Annotated in this window: 23 protein-coding genes and 3 tRNA genes; 5 read left to right on the forward strand and 21 right to left on the reverse strand. The window is 69.7% G+C overall.

Going from position 1 to position 23,246, the window contains the following annotated elements:
• Positions 1–50: 50 nt before the first annotated feature.
• The 11 genes from rpoB to AC07A4_RS03815 all read right to left on the reverse strand — a co-directional run bounded on the left by rpoB (position 51) and on the right by AC07A4_RS03815 (position 11,394).
• The gene (rpoB, locus tag AC07A4_RS03765; RefSeq protein ID WP_478592384.1) at positions 51–3,539 is read right to left on the reverse strand and encodes a DNA-directed RNA polymerase subunit beta; all 3,489 of its coding nucleotides are present in this window, start codon (positions 3,537–3,539) and stop codon (positions 51–53) included.
• A gap of 582 nt (positions 3,540–4,121) precedes the next feature.
• On the reverse strand, positions 4,122–4,511 hold the full coding sequence (gene rplL / locus AC07A4_RS03770) for a 50S ribosomal protein L7/L12 (protein WP_478592387.1): 390 nt from the start codon (positions 4,509–4,511) through the stop codon (positions 4,122–4,124).
• Between the two features lie 111 nt (positions 4,512–4,622).
• Positions 4,623–5,150, reverse strand: a complete 528-nt coding sequence (rplJ, locus tag AC07A4_RS03775; protein ID WP_478592390.1) for a 50S ribosomal protein L10 — start codon at positions 5,148–5,150, stop codon at positions 4,623–4,625.
• 402 nt (positions 5,151–5,552) lie between these two features.
• A complete protein-coding gene (locus AC07A4_RS03780; RefSeq protein WP_478592393.1) occupies positions 5,553–6,422 on the reverse strand; it encodes an SCO4651 family lipoprotein in 870 nt (289 codons plus the stop codon).
• 92 nt (positions 6,423–6,514) lie between these two features.
• The gene (locus AC07A4_RS03785) at positions 6,515–7,435 is read right to left on the reverse strand and encodes an SCO4651 family lipoprotein (RefSeq protein ID WP_478592395.1); all 921 of its coding nucleotides are present in this window, start codon (positions 7,433–7,435) and stop codon (positions 6,515–6,517) included.
• A gap of 197 nt (positions 7,436–7,632) precedes the next feature.
• Complete coding sequence (rplA, locus tag AC07A4_RS03790) at positions 7,633–8,355, reverse strand: 50S ribosomal protein L1 (protein ID WP_478592398.1); 723 nt, start codon at positions 8,353–8,355, stop codon at positions 7,633–7,635.
• A 106-nt stretch (positions 8,356–8,461) separates the two neighbouring features.
• On the reverse strand, positions 8,462–8,896 hold the full coding sequence (rplK, locus tag AC07A4_RS03795; protein WP_030359033.1) for a 50S ribosomal protein L11: 435 nt from the start codon (positions 8,894–8,896) through the stop codon (positions 8,462–8,464).
• A gap of 205 nt (positions 8,897–9,101) precedes the next feature.
• Positions 9,102–9,629 (reverse strand): hypothetical protein, encoded by a 528-nt coding sequence (locus AC07A4_RS03800; protein ID WP_478592401.1) that lies wholly within the window; start codon positions 9,627–9,629, stop codon positions 9,102–9,104.
• Between the two features lie 284 nt (positions 9,630–9,913).
• The gene (gene nusG / locus AC07A4_RS03805) at positions 9,914–10,852 is read right to left on the reverse strand and encodes a transcription termination/antitermination protein NusG (RefSeq protein ID WP_478592404.1); all 939 of its coding nucleotides are present in this window, start codon (positions 10,850–10,852) and stop codon (positions 9,914–9,916) included.
• A 77-nt stretch (positions 10,853–10,929) separates the two neighbouring features.
• Complete coding sequence (secE, locus tag AC07A4_RS03810; protein WP_478592407.1) at positions 10,930–11,214, reverse strand: preprotein translocase subunit SecE; 285 nt, start codon at positions 11,212–11,214, stop codon at positions 10,930–10,932.
• A gap of 107 nt (positions 11,215–11,321) precedes the next feature.
• A tRNA-Trp gene (locus tag AC07A4_RS03815) sits at positions 11,322–11,394 on the reverse strand.
• Positions 11,395–11,598: 204 nt separating this feature from the next.
• Here AC07A4_RS03815 and AC07A4_RS03820 point away from each other — a divergent pair.
• Complete coding sequence (locus AC07A4_RS03820) at positions 11,599–12,825, forward strand: pyridoxal phosphate-dependent aminotransferase (protein WP_478592410.1); 1,227 nt, start codon at positions 11,599–11,601, stop codon at positions 12,823–12,825.
• Between the two features lie 135 nt (positions 12,826–12,960).
• Positions 12,961–13,980 carry an adenosine deaminase gene (locus AC07A4_RS03825; protein WP_478592413.1) on the forward strand — a complete coding sequence of 340 codons (1,020 nt, stop codon included), beginning with the start codon at positions 12,961–12,963 and terminating at the stop codon, positions 13,978–13,980.
• 43 nt (positions 13,981–14,023) lie between these two features.
• On the opposite strand, the gene AC07A4_RS03830 is transcribed toward AC07A4_RS03825, so the two are convergent.
• Positions 14,024–14,635, reverse strand: a complete 612-nt coding sequence (locus AC07A4_RS03830; RefSeq protein WP_478592416.1) for a TetR/AcrR family transcriptional regulator — start codon at positions 14,633–14,635, stop codon at positions 14,024–14,026.
• 85 nt (positions 14,636–14,720) lie between these two features.
• On the opposite strand from AC07A4_RS03830, the gene AC07A4_RS03835 reads away from it, so the two are divergent.
• Positions 14,721–15,359, forward strand: a complete 639-nt coding sequence (locus tag AC07A4_RS03835) for an NAD(P)-dependent oxidoreductase (protein WP_478592418.1) — start codon at positions 14,721–14,723, stop codon at positions 15,357–15,359.
• Positions 15,360–15,377: 18 nt separating this feature from the next.
• Here the strand turns inward: AC07A4_RS03835 and AC07A4_RS03840 are convergent, their stop codons facing one another.
• The 8 genes from AC07A4_RS03840 to AC07A4_RS03875 all read right to left on the reverse strand — a co-directional run bounded on the left by AC07A4_RS03840 (position 15,378) and on the right by AC07A4_RS03875 (position 20,412).
• Positions 15,378–16,454, reverse strand: coding sequence for a UDP-N-acetylmuramate dehydrogenase (locus tag AC07A4_RS03840; RefSeq protein WP_478592913.1), 1,077 nt, complete (start codon positions 16,452–16,454; stop codon positions 15,378–15,380).
• A 246-nt stretch (positions 16,455–16,700) separates the two neighbouring features.
• Positions 16,701–18,137 (reverse strand): DHA2 family efflux MFS transporter permease subunit, encoded by a 1,437-nt coding sequence (locus AC07A4_RS03845; protein WP_478592421.1) that lies wholly within the window; start codon positions 18,135–18,137, stop codon positions 16,701–16,703.
• A gap of 92 nt (positions 18,138–18,229) precedes the next feature.
• Positions 18,230–18,805 (reverse strand): TetR/AcrR family transcriptional regulator, encoded by a 576-nt coding sequence (locus AC07A4_RS03850; protein WP_478592424.1) that lies wholly within the window; start codon positions 18,803–18,805, stop codon positions 18,230–18,232.
• 175 nt (positions 18,806–18,980) lie between these two features.
• Positions 18,981–19,409 (reverse strand): MaoC family dehydratase, encoded by a 429-nt coding sequence (locus AC07A4_RS03855; RefSeq protein WP_478592427.1) that lies wholly within the window; start codon positions 19,407–19,409, stop codon positions 18,981–18,983.
• Between the two features lie 4 nt (positions 19,410–19,413).
• Positions 19,414–19,866: an FAS1-like dehydratase domain-containing protein gene (locus AC07A4_RS03860; RefSeq protein ID WP_478592430.1), complete on the reverse strand. Its 453-nt coding sequence runs from the start codon at positions 19,864–19,866 to the stop codon at positions 19,414–19,416.
• A gap of 98 nt (positions 19,867–19,964) precedes the next feature.
• Positions 19,965–20,129 (reverse strand): 50S ribosomal protein L33, encoded by a 165-nt coding sequence (gene rpmG / locus AC07A4_RS03865; protein ID WP_003956487.1) that lies wholly within the window; start codon positions 20,127–20,129, stop codon positions 19,965–19,967.
• 88 nt (positions 20,130–20,217) lie between these two features.
• A tRNA-Met gene (locus AC07A4_RS03870) sits at positions 20,218–20,290 on the reverse strand.
• 49 nt (positions 20,291–20,339) lie between these two features.
• Positions 20,340–20,412: transfer RNA gene (locus AC07A4_RS03875), tRNA-Thr, on the reverse strand.
• A 379-nt stretch (positions 20,413–20,791) separates the two neighbouring features.
• Here AC07A4_RS03875 and AC07A4_RS03880 point away from each other — a divergent pair.
• Entirely contained in the window at positions 20,792–22,084 is a 1,293-nt protein-coding gene (locus tag AC07A4_RS03880) for an amidohydrolase family protein (RefSeq protein WP_478592433.1), read from the forward strand.
• Between the two features lie 149 nt (positions 22,085–22,233).
• Positions 22,234–22,890, forward strand: coding sequence for an SDR family oxidoreductase (locus AC07A4_RS03885; protein ID WP_478592435.1), 657 nt, complete (start codon positions 22,234–22,236; stop codon positions 22,888–22,890).
• Positions 22,891–22,950: 60 nt separating this feature from the next.
• On the opposite strand, the gene AC07A4_RS03890 is transcribed toward AC07A4_RS03885, so the two are convergent.
• Positions 22,951–23,178 (reverse strand): hypothetical protein, encoded by a 228-nt coding sequence (locus AC07A4_RS03890; RefSeq protein ID WP_478592438.1) that lies wholly within the window; start codon positions 23,176–23,178, stop codon positions 22,951–22,953.
• Between the last annotated feature and the right edge of the window lie 68 nt (positions 23,179–23,246).

The following is a 23,246-nucleotide window of genomic DNA, read 5'->3' on the forward strand; positions in this document are numbered from 1 at the left end:
GGGTCCGGGGGCCCGCCACCCCGGTGTTCTCCGGGGTGGCGGGGGACCCGTCAGACCTCTTCGACGCTGCTCGGCTCGCGCCGGGACAGGTCGATACCGAGCTCCTCCGCGGCGCGGAAGACATCCTCGTCCGTGTCGCGCATCTCGATGGACATGCCGTCCGAGGACAGCACCTCCACGTTGAGGCAGAGGGACTGCATTTCCTTGATGAGCACCTTGAAGGACTCAGGAATGCCGGGCTCGGGGATGTTCTCGCCCTTGACGATGGCCTCGTAGACCTTCACGCGGCCGGTGACGTCGTCGGACTTGATGGTCAGCAGCTCCTGGAGGGCGTACGCGGCGCCATAAGCCTCCAGCGCCCACACCTCCATCTCACCGAAGCGCTGGCCACCGAACTGAGCCTTACCACCCAGCGGCTGCTGGGTGATCATCGAGTACGGACCGGTCGAGCGGGCGTGCAGCTTGTCGTCGACCAGGTGGTGCAGCTTGAGGATGTACATGTACCCGATGGAGATCGGGTCCGGGAACGGCTCGCCGGAGCGGCCGTCGAACAGCCTCGCCTTACCGGTCGGCTGCACCATGCGCTCGCCGTCGCGGTTCGGGATGGTGTGCTGGAGCAGGCCGGCCAGCTCGTCCTCGCGGGCGCCGTCGAAGACCGGGGTCGCGACGTTGGTGCCGGGGGCGACCGAGTCGGCGCCGATCGCCTGGAGGCGCTGCGCCCAGTCCTCGCCGAGTCCTGAGACGTCCCAGCCGCGGCTGGCGAGCCAGCCGAGGTGGATCTCCAGGACCTGTCCCGGGTTCATTCGGGACGGGACACCGAGCGGGTTGAGGATGATGTCGACCGGGGTGCCGTCCTCCAGGAACGGCATGTCCTCGATCGGCAGGATCTTCGAGATGACGCCCTTGTTGCCGTGGCGTCCGGCGAGCTTGTCACCGTCGGTGATCTTGCGCTTCTGCGCCACGTAGACACGAACCAGCTGGTTCACGCCCGGGGGCAGCTCGTCGCCCTCCTCGCGGTCGAAGACGCGGACGCCGATGACCTTGCCGATCTCGCCGTGCGGGACCTTCAGGGAGGTGTCACGGACCTCGCGGGCCTTCTCACCGAAGATCGCGCGGAGCAGGCGCTCCTCCGGCGTCAGCTCGGTCTCACCCTTGGGCGTGACCTTGCCGACGAGGATGTCACCGGCGACGACCTCGGCACCGATCCGGATGATGCCGCGCTCGTCGAGGTCGGCGAGGACCTCCTCGGAGACGTTCGGGATGTCCCGGGTGATCTCCTCCGGGCCGAGCTTGGTGTCACGGGCGTCGACCTCGTGCTCCTCGATGTGGATCGAGGAGAGGACGTCGTCCTGGACGAGGCGCTGCGACAGGATGATCGCGTCCTCGTAGTTGTGGCCCTCCCACGGCATGAACGCGACGAGCAGGTTCTTGCCAAGGGCCATCTCGCCTTCCTGGGTGGCGGGACCGTCGGCGAGGACCTGGCCCTCGATGACGCGCGCGCCTTCCTCGACGACAACCTTCTGGTTGACCGAGGTGCCCTGGTTGGAGCGGGAGAACTTGGCGACGCGGTACGTGGTGTACGTGCCGTCGTCGTTGGTGACGGTGACGTAGTCCGCGGAGACCTCCTGGACCACACCCGCCTTCTCGGCCTTGATCACGTCACCGGCGTCGACCGCGCAGCGGTACTCCATGCCGGTGCCGACGAGGGGGGCCTCGGCGGTGATCAGCGGCACGGCCTGGCGCATCATGTTCGCGCCCATGAGCGCGCGGTTGGCGTCGTCGTGCTCGAGGAAGGGGATCATGGCGGTCGCGACCGACACCATCTGGCGCGGCGAGACGTCCATGTAGTCCACGTCCTGCGGAGCCACGTAGTCGACCTCGCCGCCGCGGCGGCGGACCAGGACACGGGCCTCGGCGAACCGCTGGTCGTCGGTGAGCGGCGCGTTGGCCTGCGCGATGACGAATCGGTCCTCTTCGTCAGCCGTGAGGTAGCGCACCTCGTCGCTGACGACACCCTGCTCGTCGACCTTGCGGTACGGCGTCTCGACGAAGCCGAACGCGTTGACGCGGCCGTACGAGGCGAGCGAACCGATCAGACCGATGTTCGGGCCTTCGGGCGTCTCGATGGGGCACATGCGGCCGTAGTGAGACGGGTGCACGTCTCGGACCTCGAAGCCCGCCCGCTCACGGGAGAGACCACCCGGGCCGAGCGCCGACAGACGGCGCTTGTGGGTGAGACCCGACAGCGGGTTGTTCTGGTCCATGAACTGCGACAGCTGGCTGGTGCCGAAGAACTCCTTGATGGAGGCGACGACCGGCCGGATGTTGATCAGGGTCTGCGGCGTGATCGCCTCGACGTCCTGGGTGGTCATGCGCTCGCGCACGACGCGCTCCATACGGGCGAGACCCGTACGGACCTGGTTCTGGATCAGCTCGCCGACGTTGCGCAGACGGCGGTTGCCGAAGTGGTCGATGTCGTCGGTCTCGACGACGATCGAGTTGCCGTTCTCACCGACCGTCTCGATCTCACCGGCGTGCAGCTTGACCAGGTACTTGATGGTCGCGATGACGTCGTCGGTGGTGAGTACGCCGGCGTCCAGCGGCTCGTCGGCGCCCAGCTTCTTGTTGACCTTGTAGCGGCCGACCTTCGCGAGGTCGTAGCGCTTCGGGTTGAAGTACAGGTTCTCGAGGAGCGTCTGCGCGGCCTCGCGCGTGGGCGGCTCGCCCGGGCGCAGCTTGCGGTAGATGTCGAGCAGCGCGTCGTCCTGGCCCTGGGTGTGGTCCTTCTCCAGGGTGGCGCGCATGGACTCGTACTCGCCGAACTCCTCGAGGATCTGCTCGGTGGTCCAGCCGAGCGCCTTCAGGAGGACGGTGACGGACTGCTTGCGCTTGCGGTCGATGCGGACGCCGACCATGTCGCGCTTGTCGATCTCCATCTCCAGCCAGGCACCCCGGGACGGGATGATCTTGGCAGAGAAGATGTCCTTGTCGGACGTCTTGTCGATGGAGGAGTCGAAGTAGACACCGGGGGAACGGACGAGCTGCGACACCACGACACGCTCGGTGCCGTTGATGACGAAGGTGCCCTTGTTCGTCATGAGCGGGAAGTCGCCCATGAAGACCGTCTGGGACTTGATCTCGCCGGTCTCGTTGTTGGTGAACTCAGCGGTGACGAAGAGCGGGGCGGCGAAGGTGAAGTCGCGCTCCTTGCACTCGTCGATCGAGTTCTTGGGAGGCTCGAAGCGGTGGTCGCGGAAGGTCAGCGACATCGACCCGGAGAAGTCCTCGATCGGGGAGATCTCCTCGAAGATCTCCTCCAGACCGGACTTGGTGGGGACGTCCTGTCCGGACTCCAGAGCCGCCTCGACACGAGCCTTCCACGCGGCGTTGCCGAGCAGCCAGTCGAAGCTCTCGGTTTGCAGCGCAAGAAGGTTCGGAACCTCGAGGGGCTCCTTGATCTTTGCAAAGGAGATGCGCAGCGGGGCGGTGCTGGCGCCGTTGTTCGTATTCGCGGTCGAGGCAGTGCGCGAGGCGGCCAAGAGGGGGTCCTTCCGAGGGCTCGGACTCACTACGCGCGTACCGGTCCCCCACTGGACACGGAGATAGAAATCCCAGGTCAGGGAGGCTTCCATCTACGGTGCTCAGGCGAGGGCATGCCCCTGGTGACGGGCAGGAGGCAGCTAACAGGCAGCGCAAAGGGTCAGTGTAGCCACCTGGCCCACTGATGTCCAGTGCGGGTTTCTGGAGACCCTCGTTGTTCTCAACACCTGCGGCAAGCCACGTCCTCAACGCACATCGATACTGCCCTCTTCGCCGCCGATCCATGCCTCGGATGCGGATCCTTGTGACGACGCGTCCTGAGAATTGCGCGCTGCGTGCGGTTCGTCAAGGCCCCCTTGCCCTGACAGGCCCCGATCCGGGCCCCTGGGGCGCCCGGAGGCACAACGAAGATCACCATACTCGCCGCCGCCGACAGTGCAAGGCAGCCGTCACGGGAACGCCGAAGGGCGACCACCCAGTTGGGTGATCGCCCTTCAGTGCGTGCGCGTTACAGCGCGGGAGCCGTGTGGTCCGTCACAGGACCACGAGGCTCGAGGAGTCGCGTACGACCCCGTGAGGTGTTACTTGACCTCGACAGAGGCGCCGGCGCCCTTGAGGGCCTCGGCGGCCTTCTCCGCGGCGTCCTTGGCGACCTTCTCGAGGACCGGCTTCGGGGTGCCGTCGACGAGGTCCTTGGCCTCCTTCAGACCCAGGGAGGTCAGCTCACGCACGACCTTGATGACCTGGATCTTCTTGTCGCCGGCACCGGTGAGGATGACGTCGAACTCGTCCTGCTCCTCCTCGGCGGCGGCAGCGGCGCCACCAGCGGCACCACCGGCGACGACGACCGGCGCGGCAGCGGCGGCGGTGACGTCGAACTTCTCCTCGAAGGCCTTCACGAACTCGGAGAGCTCGATGAGGGTCATCTCTTCGAACTGAGCGAGCAGGTCGTCCTGGCTGAGCTTCGCCATGATGGCGGTCCTTCCACTAATTCGGCGGGTGCCGGATGTACATGAGAGGCGGGCGTACTAGTGGCCCGCATACGACCGTCGCCTCAGGCGGCGGTCACTGTGCGAGCCGAATTACTCGGCACCGCCCTGCTCGGCCTGCTTGGCGCGCAGCGCGTCCACGGTGCGGACGAGCTTCGACGGCAGCGCCTGGAAGACAGAGGCAGCCTGAGACTGCTTGCCCTTCATGGCACCGGCCAGCTTGCTGAGCAGAACCTCGCGGGACTCGAGGTCCGCAAGCTTCTTGATTTCGTCGGCGGACAGCGCCTTGCCGTCCAGAACGCCACCCTTGATCACAAGGGCGGGGTTCTCCTTGGCGAAGTCACGCAGACCCTTCGCCGCCTCGACCGGGTCACCGGTCACGAAGGCGACAGCGGTCGAGCCCTTCAGGTGCTCGTCCAGCTGGATCCCGGCCTCGTTGGCCGCGATCTTGGTCAGCGTGTTCTTCACCACACGGTACTGAGCGTTGTCGCCGAGAGAACGACGGAGCTGCTTGAGCTGCGCCACGCTCAGTCCGGTGTAAGAAGTCACAACAGCAGCGTTGGAGTCGCGCAGCTTCTGCGTGATCTCCTCGACGGCTGCGACCTTGTCGGACGTCGCCATGAGCCTCGGCCTCCTTCCGGGGTGATGATCCTCGACTGACCTGATCGATCAGCCGCGCGTCGCCGGACCGCCTGCATCAGGCACACAAGGAAGGGGTTCTGCATAAAACGAAACGCCCCGGCGCAGGCGCACGGGGCGTGAGCTCGACCGAAAGACACCACGAGGGCATCCATCCGGGAGCACTTCCACAGTCACCTGCGCGGGTCGCCCGCAGTTCAGCGGATCCTTCGGCCGCCGCACACTCTTGCGAGCACACAGCAACGACCAGCGGTCTTTGGCTTCTGTGGAAGATTACGCGAACGGGGCCGCGTCATGCAAATCGGTCGTCCGGGGCACGGACGAGGGCCGGGAGCGGGTCAGCCCCACGCCACGCAGCGGGTCAGCCCCGCGCCGGAGAGCAGGTCAGCCCCGCATCTCCTTCATCATCGCCGCGATGTCCATGACCTCGCTCTTCGGCGGCGCCGTGACCTTCACCGGCTTGTTCACGTCGAAGAACGTGATGGTCATGTCGAACTTGCCCTTGTCGGCGTCACCCTGGGTGCGGAAGCGCTTGGTGTGGTTGTCGCCGTCGATCCACAGGTCCATGGTGAGCTTGTCGATCCCCATGTCCTCGTACTTCTTGAGGTTCTTCTCGCGGCGTTCGCGGGTCTTGGCGTCGAGGTCCTTGTCCGCCTTGAGCTCGGCGCGCATGTCGTCCACCTTGACCGTGCCCCGGTAGCGGGTGGTCTCGACGCCCTCGACCTTCTCCTCGCCGACCTTCTTCACGTCGTCGGAGCCGGTCAGGAAGGTGGACTCGGCGGCCGGGTTCTGGTCGGCCTGGCTGGTGGCGGAGCTGGGGGCGGGCTTGTTCGGCGCGCCCTTGCCGAGCGTCTTGGCGTCGAACTTGACCCAGCTCTTGCCGTCCATCTCCTTGGCGGCTTCCTTGCCCCCGCCGAGGTACATCCCGTCGCCGACGAGGCGCAGCTCCATCTTCTCGGGACCCTGGTCCGGAGCGCTCATCTTCATGCTCATGGCGAGCGGCTCGGTGGACATGGACGCCTCGCCCTGGACGCGGCCGTCCCCGGGGACCTGGCCCTTCATCCGGAAGCTGAACGACTTGAGCTCGTCGCTGTTGCTCGCGGCCTTCTTCACGGCCGCGGCAGGCGAGAGGTCGTCCCCCGCGCTGTCCGACTTCTTCTCCGTGCCGCAGGCCACCGCGCCACCGGCGAGCAGCAGGGCCGCCAGCGCGGCCCCGGCCGCTCTCTTACGACCCGTACGTACGGAAACGTTCATTACCCCACCCCTAGGAACATTTGATCCACATATTGCGTGGGGTGAGATTACCTGACGGACGCGCGGGGGCTCCTCTGGATTGTCCCTGGTGGTCAGACGGTCGGCTGGCGGTTCATCAGGTCCTTGAAGTCGGCGGTGTCGGACGCGGGCGGCTCCTCGGCGGAGGCGTCGGTGCCGTAGTCGCTGTAGTACGCCGTCGAGGACAGCTCACCGGTTTTCATCTGGCCCTTTTCGACCTTCTTGACCAGCAGGTTCTCGTCGTTGACCCAGATGTCGACGGTCTCTGTGGTGACGCCCGCCTGCTCCAGCTGCTTCTTCATGTCGGCGAGCTGGGACTCGCTCAGCCCTGAGGACTTCTCCGCGAGCTCGGCGACGTCGACGGTGCCCGAGTAGTGCGTGGTGTTCACGCCCCGGACCGTCTCCTCGCCGACCTTCTTCACATCGCCGGAGGCGAGCAGCATCTTCACGGACTGATGCGGCGTGCTGTTCTGCATCGCGTCCTTCATGTACGCGCCCGAACCGCCGCCGATCCGCTCCAGATCGTCGTACGCGTACTTGATCCAGTGCTTGCCGTCGGCCTGGGCGGCGAACTGCTCGCCCATCTTGGCGTAGTACGCGTCGGGCAGATAGCGCGCCTCCATCGAGGTGCTGCCCGTCTGCCGCATGGTCTCGGCCAGCTGGCCGCCGGTGTACGTGATGGTCATGTTGCCGGTGAGGCCGTCCGACCAGCCGAGGGCGCCGCTGGCCTTCATGGACATCACGGAACCCATGGTGGTCTCGGACTCCACCTTGGCCGAGTCCGCCTTGTCCGTGGTGCTCTCGATCGCGCGCAGGGCGGCTATCGGGCTGACGCTCAGGCCGCCCTTGCCCTTGTCGCCGCCCGTGGAGCCGTTGGAACCCTTGGAGCGGTCCGAGTCGCCCGAATCGCCCGAGGAACCGCAGGCGGTCACGCCGGTCAGCGCCGCCGCGGCCGCGATCGCCACCGCCACGCGGCGCACTGTCGTGCCGTTCATGTCGTCCCACCCCTTGCGTCCGTGGAGAGCCAGCACGGTAGCGCGCCCCGCCCTCCGGCGTCCTTGCCACGTATCCGAAATCACGTACGGGGAAAGCTCGTTCCCCGAGTTTGTACCCGAACAACGGGACGGGTCCCGCACCACGAATGGTTGCGGGACCCGTCCGATACGCGCCAGACGCGCGGCAGTCGTCAGTGTCAGACGGCGGCCGGGTCCTCCTCGACGAGGAGGTTGCGGGTGCGGTTGGAGTCCAGCGGAATGCCGGGGCCCATCGTGGTGGTGATGGCGGCCTTCTTGATGTACCGGCCCTTGGCGGCCGACGGCTTCAGACGGAGGACTTCCTCCAGGGCCGCGGCGTAGTTCTCCACCAGCTTGGTGTCGTCGAAGGACACCTTGCCGATGATGAAGTGCAGGTTCGAGTGCTTGTCGACGCGGAACTCGATCTTGCCGCCCTTGATGTCGTTGACAGCCTTCACGACGTCGGGGGTGACGGTGCCGGTCTTCGGGTTCGGCATCAGACCACGCGGACCGAGCACGCGGCCGAGGCGGCCGACCTTGCCCATGAGGTCCGGGGTTGCGACGACGGCGTCGAAGTCCAGGCGGCCCTTCGCGACCTCGTCGATCAGCTCGTCGGCGCCGACGATGTCGGCCCCAGCGGCTTCCGCGGCCGCAGCACGGTCACCGGTCGCGAAGACCAGGACCCGGGCGGTCTTACCGGTGCCGTGCGGGAGGTTCACGGTGCCACGGACCATCTGGTCGGCCTTGCGCGGGTCGACACCCAGGCGGAAGGCGACCTCGACGGTGCCGTCGAACTTGGTCGCGGAGGTCTCCTTGGCGAGACGGACGGCCTCGAGCGGGGCGTACAGCTTGTCCCGGTCGATCTTGGCGTCCGCAGCGCGGAGAGTCTTGCTGCGCTTCACTTCTACTCCTGAGGTTCAGGTGGGGAGTTCGTGGTCCGGGCCAGCGCTGGCCCTGCCACTTCAGGTCACGGGGTCGACGGCGCGACTCCGCCACGTGGGGCTGGGATCAGCCCTCGACCGTGATGCCCATGGAGCGGGCGGTGCCAGCGATGATCTTCGACGCGGCGTCGAGGTCGTTGGCGTTGAGGTCGGGCATCTTGGTGGTGGCGATCTCGCGGACCTGCGCCTGGGTGATCTTGGCGACCTTGGTCTTGTGCGGCTCGCCGGAGCCCTTCTCCACGCCCGCGGCCTTGAGGATCATCTTCGCGGCCGGCGGGGTCTTGGTGATGAAGGTGAAGGAACGGTCTTCGTAGACCGTGATCTCCACCGGGATCACCCAGCCACGCTGCGACTCGGTCGCGGCGTTGTAGGCCTTGCAGAACTCCATGATGTTCACGCCGTGCTGGCCCAGCGCGGGGCCGACCGGCGGAGCCGGGTTGGCGGCACCAGCCTGGATCTGGAGCTTGATAAGCCCCGTGACCTTCTTCTTCTTGGGAGGCATTGCTCTCTCCGGGTCCTAGTGAGAGTGTTGAGCCCCATCCCATACATGATCATCCGGCTTTACTCCAGAGGAGTGTCCGGATCATCTGGATGGAGGCATACCGCCCTACGATAACGGGTAACACGGCGGGGCCCAAACCGAGTATCGAACAGGTCCGCGGGTCCGCCCCCGTGCGCGGACCCGCGGACCTGCTCATGGGCGGGCGTCAGCAGCGCTTGGAGGTCCTGGCCTGGCCGGGCAGCGCGTCGCCCGGGGCCCGCAGCGTCCCGATCGCCGAGGTGCACTCGTCGGCGGTGTCCGCGGGCAGCGACCAGAACTCGGCGCCGTTGGTCCGGTTCCACCAGTCCTGGCCGACGATCTCGTCCCGGGCGTAGCTGTAGACGCCGGTGGAGACGTCGTAGTCGTCGACCTTGTCGCGGAAGCTCTTCCACACCCACACATAGCCGTAGTTCTGCTTGCACGAGGGCGAGTAGAACTGCTTGACCGAGGCCGCGTGCGCGCCGCTCCGGTCGATGTAGGCGGTGGTCCCGATCTGGTACGCGTCGGCGCAGACCCCCGCCGCCTGCGCCCTGGCGCTCCTCGGGTTGCCGTCCGCGGAGGGCGCCGTCGACTGGGCGGCGCCCTTGCGGGCCTCCGGCGCGGGGGCCGGTCCCGTGCCCGCGAGGGCGGAGCCGCCGCCGATCAGGACGAAGGCGCAGGCACTGGCGGCGATCGCGGTCTTACGAGCTCTCATGAGGTGTCCCCTTGCTCGTGAGTGGTGAGCCCGACCGGCCATACCCCAGCAGAGCACCACAAATCGCCGCGCCAGGGTCGCAGAGATCCCCTGGGGCGTGGCTGGCGATTCGAGGAGGGCGGAGCAGGCCGAGCGGTTCCGTCTATCAGGTCAGACAGCCCGAGCGGCCCGATGGTTGTGGTGTGGAACACATTTACTTCGTACGGGGGTGCGGCACGGCCTGCGACAGGGCCCCCGACCGGCGGTGATCCGCTGGTCGGGGGCCCTGTCGGAAGAGCGTGGCGTCAGTTCTTCTGGATCTGGTCGAAGCTCAGCTCGACCGGGGTCTCGCGGCCGAAGATCTCGACGAGGCCCTTGACCTTCTTCGAGTCGGCGTTGATCTCGTTGATCGTGGCCTGCAGCGTGGCGAACGGGCCGTCGGTGACGGTGACCGAGTCGCCGACCTCGAAGTCCAGGACCTGGACCTCGACCTTGCGCTGCGGGGCGGGCTTGCCCTCGGCCTCGGCGGCCTCGCGGGCGGCCTTCTCCTCGGCCTCCGGGGCGAGCATCTTGACGATCTCGTCCAGGGTCAGCGGGTACGGGTCGTAGGCGTTGCCGACGAAGCCGGTGACGCCGGGGGTGTTGCGGACGACGCCCCAGGACTCGTTCGTCAGGTCCATGCGCACCAGGACGTAGCCGGGGAGCTTGTTCTGGCGGATGGTCTTGCGCTCGCCGTTCTTGATCTGCGCGACCTCTTCCTGCGGCACCTCGGCCTGGAAGATGAAGTCCTCGACGTTCAGCGAGACGGCGCGCTGCTCGAGGTTGGTCTTCACGCGGTTCTCGTAACCGGCGTAGGTGTGGATGACGTACCACTCGCCGGGCAGGCCGCGGAGCTCGTCGCGGAGGGCGGCGACCGGGTCGACGGGCTCGGCGGGCTCCGCCTCCTCGGCGGCTTCCTCGGCCTCGTCGGCGTCGTCAGCGTCCTCGGACTCGTCGGCTGCCTCGGCGTCCGCGGACTCGTCGGACTCCTCGGCGTCGGCGGCCTCGATCGACTCGGCGTCGGCGTCCTCGGCGTCCTCGGACTCCACGTGCAGGGCCGCCTCCTCGGCGGGCTCGCCCGCGACGACGTCGGCAGCCTCGGCCTGGTCCGGGTCCACGGCGTCCGCAGCCTCGACGATGTCGATCTGGTCCTCCACGGACTCCGCCGACTCGATGGCGTCGTCGTTCAGGTTCGGGTCAGACACGGTGGCTGCTTCTTCCTGGCTACTTAGGGGTGGAACACGCGAAAGGGGCGCCGGGTGCGGCGCCCTTCGCTTGCGGATCAGCCGAAGACGTACTTGACGAGGTGGCTGAACCCGTAGTCAATCACGGTCACGAGGCCGATCATGATGACGACGAAGACGATCACGACGGCGGTGTACGTCGTGAGCTGACTGCGCGTGGGCCAGACGACCTTGCGGAGTTCGGCGACGATCTGGCGGTAGAAGAGCGCGAGACGGCCGAAGGGGCCCTTCTTGCCGCGCTTGCCGCCCTTACGAGCCTTCTTGGACTCCGGCGCCTCGTCCTGGGCATCAGGCATGTCGATGGAGCCCACGGCGTCCGTCACTCGTCCTCACCTGATTCCGGGTCGTGGCCGTGCCGCGCCCGGTTGAGCCGCACGGCGGTGCATTGCAGTACGTACATGCGCACACATCCTGGCGAAGGAGTGTGTAGCAGGGCCGGAGGGACTTGAACCCCCAACCGCTGGTTTTGGAGACCAGTGCTCTACCAATTGAGCTACGACCCTTTGATTTCCCCCAACCTACAGCATCCGACCATGTGCACGGAGTGCGGTTGGAAGGTGCAGCCGGTGAGGGCCAACGACCAGTGAGTGTACGTGCTCCGGAGCCCCCCGTCGAACAGCTCGGGTCCGGCCCGGGTTCCGGACGCCGATCCGGCGGTGGGTCAAACCCGTGTGCCCGGGGCGTCGCGGGTCTGGAACGATGGGCGCATGAGCGCTGTCACTCCTCCCACCGAGCGCCGGGTCTCCGCCCGAGTCGGCGCGATCTCCGAGTCCGCGACCCTCGCCGTCGACGCCAAGGCCAAGGCCCTCAAGGCCGCCGGGCGCCCGGTGATCGGTTTCGGCGCGGGCGAGCCCGACTTCCCGACCCCGGACTACATCGTCGAGGCGGCCGTCGAGGCCTGCAAGAACCCGAAGTACCACCGCTACACCCCGGCGGGCGGCCTGCCCGAGCTGAAGGCCGCGATCGCCGCGAAGACGCTGCGCGACTCCGGGTACGAGCCCGAGGTCGCCCAGATCCTGGTGACCAACGGCGGCAAGCAGGCCATCTACGAGGCCTTCGCCGCGATCCTCGACCCGGGCGACGAGGTCATCGTCCCGGCGCCGTACTGGACGACGTACCCGGAGTCGATCCGCCTCGCGGGCGGCGTCCCGGTCGACGTCGTCGCCGACGAGACCACCGGCTACCGCGTCTCCGTGGAGCAGTTGGAGGCCGCGCGCACGGAGAAGACCAAGGTCGTCCTGTTCGTGTCGCCGTCGAACCCGACGGGCGCGGTCTACAGCCGCGAGGACGCGGAGGCCATCGGCCGCTGGGCGCACGAGCACGGCCTGTGGGTCATGACGGACGAGATCTACGAGCACCTCGTCTACGGAGACGCCGAGTTCACGTCGCTCCCGGCGCTCCTGCCCGAGCTGCGCGACAAGTGCATCGTGGTCAACGGCGTCGCCAAGACGTACGCCATGACCGGCTGGCGCGTGGGGTGGATCATCGGCCCGAAGGACGTGGTGAAGGCCGCGACGAACCTCCAGTCGCACGCCACCTCCAACGTCTCCAACGTGGCGCAGGCCGCCGCCATCGCCGCCGTCTCCGGCGATCTGACCGCCGTCGAGAAGATGCGCGAGGCCTTCGACCGGCGCCGCAAGACGATCGTGCGGATGCTCAACGAGATCGACGGCGTCGTCTGCCCCGAGCCCGAGGGCGCCTTCTACGCGTACCCGTCGGTGAAGGGCCTCATCGGCAAGGAGATCCGCGGCAAGCGCCCGCAGAGCAGCGTCGATCTTGCCGCGCTGATCCTGGACGAGGTCGAGGTCGCGGTCGTCCCGGGCGAGGCCTTCGGCACGCCGGGCTATCTGCGCCTTTCGTACGCCCTGGGCGACGAGGACCTGGTCGAGGGCGTCTCACGGATCCAGAAGCTGCTGGCTGAGGCCCGCGACTGAGGTTCCCTGGTTTTCGCGCTCCACGCGCGTGACGGCACCCCTGAACGTTCAGGGGTGCCGTTTCTTTGTTCAGGTGCGTCCCCCATGTGAAAAAGCGGCTTCCGGGAGCCCGGTCTCGTACGGCAAGATCCTCGAATGGAGCGCGTACGTGACGTAAGAGAGCTGCCCAAGGCCCATCTGCACCTGCACTTCACCGGGTCGATGCGGCCAGCGACCCTCCTGGAGCTCGCGGACAAGTACGGCGTCCATCTGCCCGCCGCGCTGACCAGCGGGACGCCGCCGAAGCTGCGCGCCACGGACGAGCGGGGCTGGTTCCGCTTCCAGCGTCTCTATGACATCGCGCGGTCGTGTCTGCGCACTCCCGAGGACATCCAGCGCCTGGTGCGGGAGGCCGCGCAGGAGGACCTGCGGGACGGCTCGGGCTGGCTGGAGATCCAGGTCGACCCGACGTCGTACGCGCCCCGGCTCGGCGGCCTCATCCCGGCCCTGGAGATCATCCTGGACGCCGTCGAGAGCGCCTCGCGCGAGACCGGGCTCGGGATGCGCGTCCTGGTCGCCGCGAACCGCATGAAGCACCCGCTGGACGCGCGCACGCTGGCGCGGCTCGCGGTGCGGTACGCCGACCGCGGTGTCGTCGGCTTCGGCCTGTCGAACGACGAGCGGCGCGGGATGGCCCGGGACTTCGACCGCGCCTTCGCGATCGCCCGGGACGGCGGGCTGCTCGCGGCCCCGCACGGCGGTGAGCTGACGGGCCCGGCGTCCGTGCGCGACTGCCTGGACGACCTGCACGCGCGCCGCATCGGGCACGGCGTGCGGGCCGCCGAGGACCCGCGGCTGCTCAGGCGGCTCGCGGAGCGGGGCGTGACGTGCGAGGTGTGCCCGGCCTCCAACGTGGCGCTCGGCGTCTACGAGAAGCCCGAGGAGGTGCCGCTGCGGACGCTGTACGAGGCCGGGGTGCCGATGGCGCTCGGGGCCGACGACCCGCTGCTCTTCGGCTCGCGCCTTGCCGCGCAGTACGAGATCGCGCGCGAGCACCACGCCTTCACCGACGCCGATCTTGCGGAGCTGGCCCGGCAGTCGGTGCGCGGCTCGGCGGCGCCCGCCGGGGTGCAGGAAGGGCTGCTCGCCGGGATCGACCAGTGGCTCGACGGCTGACGTCCGGCGCGCTAGTCAGGCGTTCGCGCTGGTCAGCCGCTGATCAGTCGCTGATCCCCGCGAGGAGCGTACGGGCGAGTCCGGCGGCGAACTCGGGGACGGGCCGCGGCGGCCGCTTGCCGACCGTGGCGTCATAGGCGAAGGCGCGCTGGGCGCAGGCCCCCAGGAGGAGCGAGGCGGCGGCGAAGGTGTCGGCGCCGGGGGCGATGCGGCCCGCGTCGCGTTCGGCGCGCAGATAGGCGTCCAGGGCCTCGATGGGCAGGTGCGGGCCCTTGCCGCGCTCGCGCATGGCGTCGTCGTGGCGGCGCTTGAGCTTCGTCTCGGCGTACAGGGAAGCGGCGACCGGGAAGCTCTGCTCGTAGAACTCGCAGGCCATGACGGCGATTTCGGTGAGGTTCCGCTCGACGGGGCGCTCCCCCGGCTGCTCGGTGAGGCGGTTCAGGAGTGGTCCGAGGCGGGGCAGCCGCTCTTGGAGGACGGCGACGAACAGGTCCTCCTTGCTGGCGAAGTGCTTGTAGAGCGCCGCTTCGGAGCAGCCCGCGGCCTTCGCGATCTCCTTGGTGGTGGCCCGCGCGAGGCCGAGTGTGAACATCAGCTCGTGGGCCGCGTCGAGGATGCGCTCCCGGGTGGGTCTGCGGGGTTCGTGCGGTTCCATGGGCCGTCCATCCGGGCTTGACGAAGGGGTGAGTGCTTACTCACTCTAGTGGTGAGTGAATACTTACCCACCTGGAGGGTGTGCGATGAGGCTCACGGTGTTCGGGGCGACCGGCGGCATCGGCCGGGAGATCGTCCGGCAGGCGCTCACGGCGGGGCACGAGGTCACGGCGGTGGTGCGCGATCCGGCGCGGCTCACGGCGACCGGGAAGCGCCTTGAGACGTTCCGGTCCGACCTCTCGGACGCGGAGGCGCTGCGCGAGGTCGTGGCGGGCCGGGACGCGGTGCTTTCCGGGCTCGGCGCGCGGGGGCGTGAGGACGCGCGGACCGGGATCGCGGCGCGTCTGACGCGCCCGGTGCTGCGGGCGATGGAGGCGGAGGGGACGCGCCGCCTCCTGGTGGTCAGCGCGGCCCCGCTCGCGCCCCGCCCTGAGCGCGAGCCGCTCGCCGACCGCGCGATGATGTCCGTGGTCAGCAGGGTGTTCGAGGCGGTGTACGCCGATCTGCGGGTCCTTGAGGACGAGCTGGCGCGCAGCGCCACGGACTGGACGTCCGTGCGCCCGCCACGGCTCCTCGACAAGCCGCTGACGGGCACCTACCGGACGGCCGTCGGGCGCAATCCGCGCAGTGCCCGGCAGATCGGCCGGGCCGACGTGGCGCACGCCATGCTGACGATGATCGACGACCCGGCGACGGTGAAGCAGGGCGTGGGCGTCGCCTACTGAGCGCCCCCGGGGCCTTGGCTACAGGCTGACGCCCACGGTCACGGGCTCGTTGACCAGCGTGACCCCGAAGGCGTCCCGGACGCCCGCGACGACCTCGCGTGCCAGGGAGAGCAGGTCCTCGGTGGTGGCGCCGCCGCGGTTGGTGAGGGCCAGCGTGTGCTTGGTGGAGATGCGGGCGGGGCCCTGGCCGTAGCCCTTGTGGAACCCGGCCTTGTCGATCAGCCAGGCGGCGGAGGTCTTCACCCGGCCGTCGCCCGCGGGGAACGCGGGCGGAGCGACGTCAGGGCCGAGCCGGTCGGCCACGCGCGCGTGGAAGGCGGCGAACTCGTCGTCCGTGAGGATCGGGTTGGTGAAGAACGACCCGGCCGACCAGCTGTCGTGGTCCTCGGGGTCGAGCACCATGCCCTTCCCGGCCCGCAGCTTCAGGACGGTCTCCCGGGCGACCGCGGCCGGGACGCGCTCGCCGACCTCGACGCCGAGCGCCCGGGCCGTCTCCGCGTACCGGATCGGGGCGCTCATCCCGTCCGCGTCCTCCAGTTCGAAGCGGACGCGCAGGACGACATAGCGCTCGGGGTCGGCCTTGAAGCGGCTGTGGCGGTACGAGAACGCGCACGCGGCGTTCTCCATGGTGACCGTCTCGCCGGTCTTCCGGTCGTAGGCGACCACCTCGGTGATCGTCTGGGAGACCTCCTGGCCGTACGCGCCCACGTTCTGGATCGGCGTCGCTCCCGCGGAGCCGGGGATTCCGGCGAGGCACTCGATGCCCGCGAGGCCCGCGGCGACGGCCTTCTCCACGGCGTCCGTCCACACCTCGCCCGCAGCGAGCTCCAGGGTCGTGCCGTCGAGCGCGAAGCCGGGGGTCGCGATGCGCAGGGCGGTGCCGGGGAACCCCTTGTCGCCGATGACGAGGTTGCTGCCGCCGCCGATGAGCAGCAGCGGCGTACCGGATTCGTCGGCCTCGCGGACGGCGGCGACCACCTCGGCGTCGGTCGTCGCGGTGATCAGCCGATCGGCGGGACCCCCGAGCCGGAAGGTGGTCAGCGGGGCGAGCGGAGCGTCGTGAAGTACCTGCACGCACACCAGGGTATGCGCCACCACCGACAAGCCCCCGGGGCAGGGGGCGGACAGAACAAGCCCGTCCGGCGCTTGAGGACGAGGCGCGAAGCGCCAATGCGTTGAAGCCCGTCCGGCGCTTGAGGACGAGGCGCGAAGCGCCGATGCGTCGAAGCCCGTCCGGCGCGTGAGGACAAGACGCGCGGCCCCGATGCCGATAGAGCCCGCCCGGCGCGTGAGGGCGAGTGCGCCAGCACGACGCACCCGCCCCAGGTCAAGCACCCCGCGTCACGCGGAGACGGCCACCTTCTCCCCCACCGGAGAGGCACCCGCGGTATCCGCCTGCCCCGGCCGACGCCGGGGCAGCAGCGCCGCGGCGACGGCCGCCAGGCCGACGACCCCCGCGCCCACCCACAGCGCGGGCTCCAGGCCGTCCACGAACATCCGCGGCGGCCCGTAGCCGCCCTGCGCGGAGAACACGGCGGCGAGGATGGCGATGCCGAGCGCGCCGCCGACCTCGCGCAGGGCGTTGTTCGCGCCGGAGGCGATGCCCTGCTCGGCGGGCCTGACGCTGGCCATGACCAGGCTGGCGGCCGGGGCGAAGAACAGGGCCATGCCGATCCCGCTGAGGATCAGGGCGGGCAGCTGGGCGGCGTACGACACGTCCGGCGTGAGGATCGCGGCGAACCAGCCGAGGCCCACGGCCTGCAGCGCGAGCCCCAGGGTGACGACGGGGCGGCCGCCGACGCGGTCGGAGAGGTAGCCGGCGATGGGCGCGACGATCATCGGCATGCCGGTCCAGGGGAGCATGCGGAGGCCCGCCTCCGTCGGCGAGTAGCCGAGCACGGTCTGGAGGAACTGGCTGAGCAGGAAGATCGAGCCGAACATCCCGACGAACATCAGCAGGCTGGCGGCGTTGATCGCGGCGAAGGCGCGGTTGCGGAACAGCCGCATCGGCAGCATCGGCGCCGGGTTGCGCAGGCCGTGGTGGACGAACCCGGCGAGCAGGGCGCCGCCGCCGATCAGACCGGCGAGGACGGGCGCGCTGGTCCAGCCGTCGATGTTGCCGCGGATCAGGGCGTAGACGACGCCGAACAGACCGCCGCTGGCGAGCAGGGTGCCGGCGGCGTCGAGCCGGGCGCCGGTGCCGTACGACTCGTTCAGGCGCAGCCGGGCGAGCGGCAGCAGGGCGATGCCCAGCGGAACGTTCAGCCAGAAGATCCACTGCCAGGAGACGTGCTCGGTGAGCGCGCCGCCGATGAGGGGCCCGCTGGCGACGGCGAGGCCGTTGACGGCTCCCCAGATCCCGTACGCCATCCCGCGCTTGTCCGCGGGCACGGCGGCCGTGAGCAGCGTCAGGGTGAGCGGCATCATGATCGCCGCGCCGACGCCCTGCACCGCACGGGCCGCGATCAGCTCCTCGATGCCGGGCGCGAGGGCCGCGGCGGCGGAGGCCACGGTGAAGATCGTGAGGCCGATCCCGAAGAGCTTGCGGCGCCCGAACCTGTCCCCCAGGGCCGCGCCGAACATCAGCAGCACGGCGAAGGTGAGGGTGTAGGCGCTGACCGTCCACTCCAGGTCTTCGATGCCTCCCCCGAGGTCCTCGCGGATGGACGGCAGCGCGGTGGTGACCACCAGGTTGTCGAGGGCCGCCATGAACCCGGCGACGCTGGTGATGACGAGGGCCCAGACGACTCCCCCGCGCGGTACGGCTTGCTGTGACATCGCTTCCCCCAGTTGATTAGTAATTACTGACTAACTTTCACGGACAGAGAAAGGCCCGGAAGCCGGGCACTTCCCGCACGAGCGGAGCGCGCCTAGGGCCCTTCTGGTGACTCCTCCGCGGGCCGAGAGGAGTCATAGAACCCCTCCCACACACGGTGCTCGGGCGGAAACCCCATGGCCGACAGGACGTTGATGAGCATCCCGTACGCCATGAACGTCGTCGTCTCGTTCACATCGGCCCCGAGCGGCAGGTGCACCGCCTCCCAGAGGCCCATCCAGCCGGCGCGGACCGCCTCGCCGAACTCGTGGTCCCCGTCGGCCTCCGCGGCCGCCACGGCCACATACGTCTGCAGTTGCATCTGGAGCTTGTCGGGGTCCTTCGCGATGAGCCCGTGATACGCCCGCGCCATGGCGTGCAGGGCCTCCTCGCCGTGAAGCCCCTCGCTGGCCCCCTCGAAGACCTCGCGCGTCTCCTCCAGGCAGCGCACCGACGCCGCGAGGAAGATCGCCTTCTTGCCGGGGAAGAGCCGGAACAGGTACGGCTGCGAGACTCCGACGCGCTTGGCGATCGCCTCGGTCGACGTCCCGTGGTACCCACCGCGGGCGAATTCGCTCATCGCCGCGCGGATGACGCTCTCGCGCCGTTCCTCTGCGCTCATCCTGACCATGCAGATAAGTTAGTACTCAATCACTAACAAAGTCAAGGGCGGGCCCCGGCCCCCAGAAAGCCGTAAGGGGCGCCCCACCTGGAGGGCGCCCCTTACATTCACGTACATCCACATGCATCCACATGCATGCGCACGCATCCACGGCCGACCGGAGTCGCAGCCGTCCGCGGCCTGCTCAGGCCAGCCGTACGACCGCTCGCGACATCCCGAGCACCTTCTGTCCGGCGCTGGTGGCGAGGAGGTCCACGCGGACCGCGTTGTCGTCGAGCTTGGCCGCGACCTTGGCGCTGACCTCGATGGTCGCGCCCTGGTCGTCGTTCGGGACCACGACGGGCTTGGTGAAGCGCACGCCGTACTCGACGACGGCGGCGGGGTCACCGGTCCAGTCCGTCACCACGCGGATCGCCTCGGCCATGGTGAACATGCCGTGGGCGATGACGTCGGGCAGGCCGACCTCGACCGCGAACTTCTCGTTCCAGTGGATGGGGTTGAAGTCCCCGGACGCGCCCGCGTACCGCACGAGCGTGGCGCGCGTCACCTCGAAGCTCTGGGCCGGCAGTTCGGTGCCGACCTCCACGTCGTCGTATGCGATCTTCGCCGTCATCGCCTCACGCCTCCTCGGCGACTCGCGCGACGAGCTTGGTCCACGCGGTCACCACGTGGTCACCCGCCTCGTCGTGGACCTCGCCGCGAATGTCCAGGATGTCGTTGCCCGCCAGCGACTTGATCGCCTCGATGGTCGAGGTGACCGTGAGCCGGTCGCCCGCGTACACGGGGCGCGTGTACGCGAACTTCTGGTCGCCGTGCACGACGCGGCTGTAGTCGAGACCCAGCTGCGGGTCCTCGATGACCTGGCCCGCGGCCTTGAAAGTGATCGCGAACACAAAGGTCGGCGGCGCGAGCACGTCCCGGTGGCCGAACTCCTTGGCCGCCTCCGTGTCGGTGTACACGGGGTTGGCGTCGCCCACCGCGACGGCGAATTCGCGGATCTTTTCGCGGCCGACCTCGTACGGGTCGGTGGGCGGGTAGGACCGCCCGACGAAGGACTGGTCGAGCGCCATGGCTCGGCACCTCCTGCAGCTGGTTTCTCGCTGGTTTCTCTATGAACGACTAGAGGCCGCCCCCATGGCTGGGAGCGGCCTCTAGTGCGAGCCTGTGATTATCGCGTTTCGCGGTGCGCGGTGTGCGAGTTGCAACGCGGGCAGTGCTTCTTCATCTCCAGTCGGTCCGGGTTGTTACGCCGGTTCTTCTTGGTGATGTAGTTCCGCTCCTTGCACTCCACGCAGGCCAGCGTGATCTTCGGGCGGACGTCGGTGGCAGCCACGTGAGTGCTCCTTGACGGACGGATGGACGGATGAACGCATAAAAGAGTAGCCGATCGAAGGACCGACCCCACAATCGGCTACTGAGGGTAGCGGTGACCGGACTTGAACCGGTGACACAGCGATTATGAGCCGCTTGCTCTACCGACTGAGCTACACCGCTGCGATGCGCTTCGGACCCTCGCCCGAGGGCGAGGAACCTGGCACATCAGAGCCCCAATGCGGAATCGAACCGCAGACCTTCTCCTTACCATGGAGACGCTCTACCGACTGAGCTATTGGGGCGAGCGATGAAGACATTACACGCTCGGCCGCCGATCGCCCAAATCCGTTTCGCGAGGCCCGTCCGGGGGCATGGCACGGGCCGGGATCGGGCCGTCTCGTCCGCCTCAGGGGACCTCACGGCGCACTCGCACCACATCGGTACGACTATTGCGCTCCTCCCCGATGCGGGGCCGCCGCCGCCCTAGGCTCGGCTCACGCTGCGTGATCTCGCGCGTCGCCGCGCGTCGCCGCTCGCGCGCCGGGACGCGGTCGTCGGCGTACTCGGGAGTCGGGTACTCGGGAGTCGCCTGTCGTCGTACGCGGAACCCGTGGGCGGGCGCCGTCCCTGACGGCGTCGCGCGTCGAGCCTCGCAGCCGCCCCCGAGCCCCCAGGAGCGCGATGCCCGACAGTCAGCCGCAGCCCCACTCCGCCGAGCCCGCCGCCGAACCCGGGTCCCTGCTGCTCCGCGGGGCGCGGCTCGCGGACGGCAGGACCGTGGACGTCCGGATCGGCGCCGGACGCATCGAGGCCGTCGGCACCGCGGGCAGCCTCACCGCCCACGGCGCGCGCCTGGACCTGAGCGGCTTCCTCCTGCTGCCCGCGGCCGCCGAGCCGCACGCCCACAGCGACACGGCGCTGTCGGCCCTCTCCGAAGGGCCGCTCTCGTACGCCGCCGAGGACGTCCAGCGGCGCGCCACCGAGGCCGCGCTGCTCCAGCTCGGGCACGGGGCGACCGCGGTGCGCGCACACGTGCGCGTGGGGGACGTGCAGGGCCTGGTCTCGCTGGAGGCGGTGCTCCAGGCGCGGCGGGCGCTGCGCGGGCTCGTCGACCTGTCCGTCGTCGCGGTGCCGCGGCTCCTGACGGGCGCGGCCGGTGCCGACGGGGTGGCGATGCTGCGGGACGCGGTGCGGATGGGTGCCGCCGTCGTGGGCGGCTGCCCGGATCTCGACCCCGATCCGACGGGGTACGTGGAGACCGTCCTCGATCTCGCCGCGGAGTTCGGCCGCCCCGTCGACCTGCATACGGACGGCGTCGACCCGGTGCGGCTCGCCCGGCTCGCGGCGATGGCCGGGGGCCTGCGTCCGGGCGTGACGGTCGGCCCCTGCGGCGGCCTCGCCGGGCTGCCGCCGCGGGTGGCCGCGCGCACGGCGGAGCAGTTGGCGGCGGCCGGGGTGACGGTGGTGTGTCTGCCGCAGGGCGCCTGCGGCGCGCTGCCGGACGTCACGGAGACGGCGCCAGTACGGCTGTTGCGCGGCGCCGGGGTGCGCGTCACCGCGGGCAGCGGCGCCCTGCGGGACGTGTCGAACCCGGTGGGGCGCGGGGACCCGTTGGAGGCCGCGTACCTCCTGGCGTCCCGTGCGGGTCTGCGACCTGACGAGGCGTACGCCGCCGTGAGCGCGGCGGCGCGCGCGGCCCTGGGCCTCCCCGAGGTCAGGCTGGAGGCGGGCTTCCCCGCCGAACTCCTCGCGGTCCGCAGCGACACCCTCCCGGGGGCGCTCTCCCTCGCGTACAGCCGCGTGGTGGTCCACCGGGGGCGCGTGGTGGCGCGGACGAGCGCGGTGCGCGAGTACTGCGACTCCGCCGCGGCGGCCGCGCTGGATCTGCCGCGGCAGGGGCGGGGGCGGGACGGGCAGGTTCCGGGGCCGGGGCCGGGGCCGGGGCCCGGGCCAGGCCCCGGGGTGGAGGGGTGACGGGTAGGCGACGGGTGGGCGACGGGTGGGCCTGATCCCGGCGCGTTGATGGGCGTGGGGGCGCGTGCCCTGGGGTCGGCCGCCCCGCGTGGCTGGGGTTCATCCCCTGGTCAGAGCCGAGCGGGCGGATGTGCCGTACCGTCGAAGACATGCGCATTGTCATCGCAGGAGGACACGGCCAGATCGCCTTGCGCCTGGAGCGGCTGCTCGCCGCCCGCGGCGACGAGGCCGTGGGAATCATCCGCAACCCCGCGCACGAGGCCGACCTGCGGGACGCCGGTGCCGAACCGGCCCTGTGCGACCTGGAGTCGGCGTCGGTCGAGGAGGTCGCCGCGCACCTGGAGGGCGCGGGCGCGGCCGTGTTCGCCGCGGGCGCGGGCCCCGGCAGCGGCATCGACCGCAAGGACACCGTGGACCGGGGTGCCGCCGTCCTGTTCGCGGACGCGGCGGAACGGGCCGGGGTGCGCCGGTACGTCGTGGTGTCGTCGATGGGCGCCGATCCGGCCCACCCCGGCGACGAGATCTTCGACGCGTATCTGCGGGCCAAGGGCGAGGCGGACGCGTACGTGCGCGGCCGCGCGGCGCTGGACTGGACGGTCCTGCGCCCCGGGATGCTCACGGACGACGCGGGCACGGGGCTCGTACGCCTGGAGGCCTCGACGGGTCGCGGCCCGGTCCCCCGGGACGACGTGGCGGCGACGCTCGCCGAGCTCCTGGAGACCCCGGCGACGGCGGGCCTGACGCTGGAGCTGATCAGCGGTTCCACGCCGGTGTCGGTGGCCGTGAAGTCGGTGGCCGGGAACTGAACGGGGTCCGTGCGGGCGGGGCGTGACGGGTGCCGGGCACCGCGGGTGCCGGGCGACGCCTCAGAACAGCGGGAGTTGCCCCGGGAACTCGGGCACCACGTAGCCGTCGAGCGCGGGCTGCGCGGCGCCGAGCTGGGCGTGCCGGCGCGAGCCGGGGCACGAGACCAGGTCGCCGGTGCCGCGCGGCCCCGGTGGATCGTGCCGGGCGAACCGCCCGCCGACGACGGCGATTTCACGACGGCACTCCGGGCAGTGTCTGCGGCGCGCTGAAGCTGAACTGGACGACATGGTCCCAGTGTGCCCATGAGCACCTCGGACCCCCGCACCACCACGGTCCCGTACCGCACTGCTTCAGC

The organism is Streptomyces sp. NPDC043996 (assembly GCF_056435225.1).

Excerpts from the sequence above, each read along its gene's own strand:
- rplL (WP_478592387.1), bottom strand. The coding sequence starts at position 4,511 with ATGGCGAAGCTCAGCCAGGACGACCTGCTCGCTCAGTTCGAAGAGATG.
- rplJ (WP_478592390.1), bottom strand. The coding sequence starts at position 5,150 with ATGGCGACGTCCGACAAGGTCGCAGCCGTCGAGGAGATCACGCAGAAG.
- AC07A4_RS03780 (WP_478592393.1), bottom strand. The coding sequence starts at position 6,422 with ATGAACGTTTCCGTACGTACGGGTCGTAAGAGAGCGGCCGGGGCCGCG.
- AC07A4_RS03785 (WP_478592395.1), bottom strand. The coding sequence starts at position 7,435 with ATGAACGGCACGACAGTGCGCCGCGTGGCGGTGGCGATCGCGGCCGCG.
- rplK (WP_030359033.1), bottom strand. The coding sequence starts at position 8,896 with ATGCCTCCCAAGAAGAAGAAGGTCACGGGGCTTATCAAGCTCCAGATC.
- AC07A4_RS03800 (WP_478592401.1), bottom strand. The coding sequence starts at position 9,629 with ATGAGAGCTCGTAAGACCGCGATCGCCGCCAGTGCCTGCGCCTTCGTC.
- AC07A4_RS03820 (WP_478592410.1), top strand. The coding sequence starts at position 11,599 with ATGAGCGCTGTCACTCCTCCCACCGAGCGCCGGGTCTCCGCCCGAGTC.
- AC07A4_RS03825 (WP_478592413.1), top strand. The coding sequence starts at position 12,961 with ATGGAGCGCGTACGTGACGTAAGAGAGCTGCCCAAGGCCCATCTGCAC.
- AC07A4_RS03830 (WP_478592416.1), bottom strand. The coding sequence starts at position 14,635 with ATGGAACCGCACGAACCCCGCAGACCCACCCGGGAGCGCATCCTCGAC.
- AC07A4_RS03835 (WP_478592418.1), top strand. The coding sequence starts at position 14,721 with ATGAGGCTCACGGTGTTCGGGGCGACCGGCGGCATCGGCCGGGAGATC.
- AC07A4_RS03845 (WP_478592421.1), bottom strand. The coding sequence starts at position 18,137 with ATGTCACAGCAAGCCGTACCGCGCGGGGGAGTCGTCTGGGCCCTCGTC.
- AC07A4_RS03850 (WP_478592424.1), bottom strand. The coding sequence starts at position 18,805 with ATGGTCAGGATGAGCGCAGAGGAACGGCGCGAGAGCGTCATCCGCGCG.
- AC07A4_RS03855 (WP_478592427.1), bottom strand. The coding sequence starts at position 19,409 with ATGACGGCGAAGATCGCATACGACGACGTGGAGGTCGGCACCGAACTG.
- AC07A4_RS03860 (WP_478592430.1), bottom strand. The coding sequence starts at position 19,866 with ATGGCGCTCGACCAGTCCTTCGTCGGGCGGTCCTACCCGCCCACCGAC.
- AC07A4_RS03880 (WP_478592433.1), top strand. The coding sequence starts at position 20,792 with ATGCCCGACAGTCAGCCGCAGCCCCACTCCGCCGAGCCCGCCGCCGAA.
- AC07A4_RS03885 (WP_478592435.1), top strand. The coding sequence starts at position 22,234 with ATGCGCATTGTCATCGCAGGAGGACACGGCCAGATCGCCTTGCGCCTG.
- AC07A4_RS03890 (WP_478592438.1), bottom strand. The coding sequence starts at position 23,178 with ATGTCGTCCAGTTCAGCTTCAGCGCGCCGCAGACACTGCCCGGAGTGC.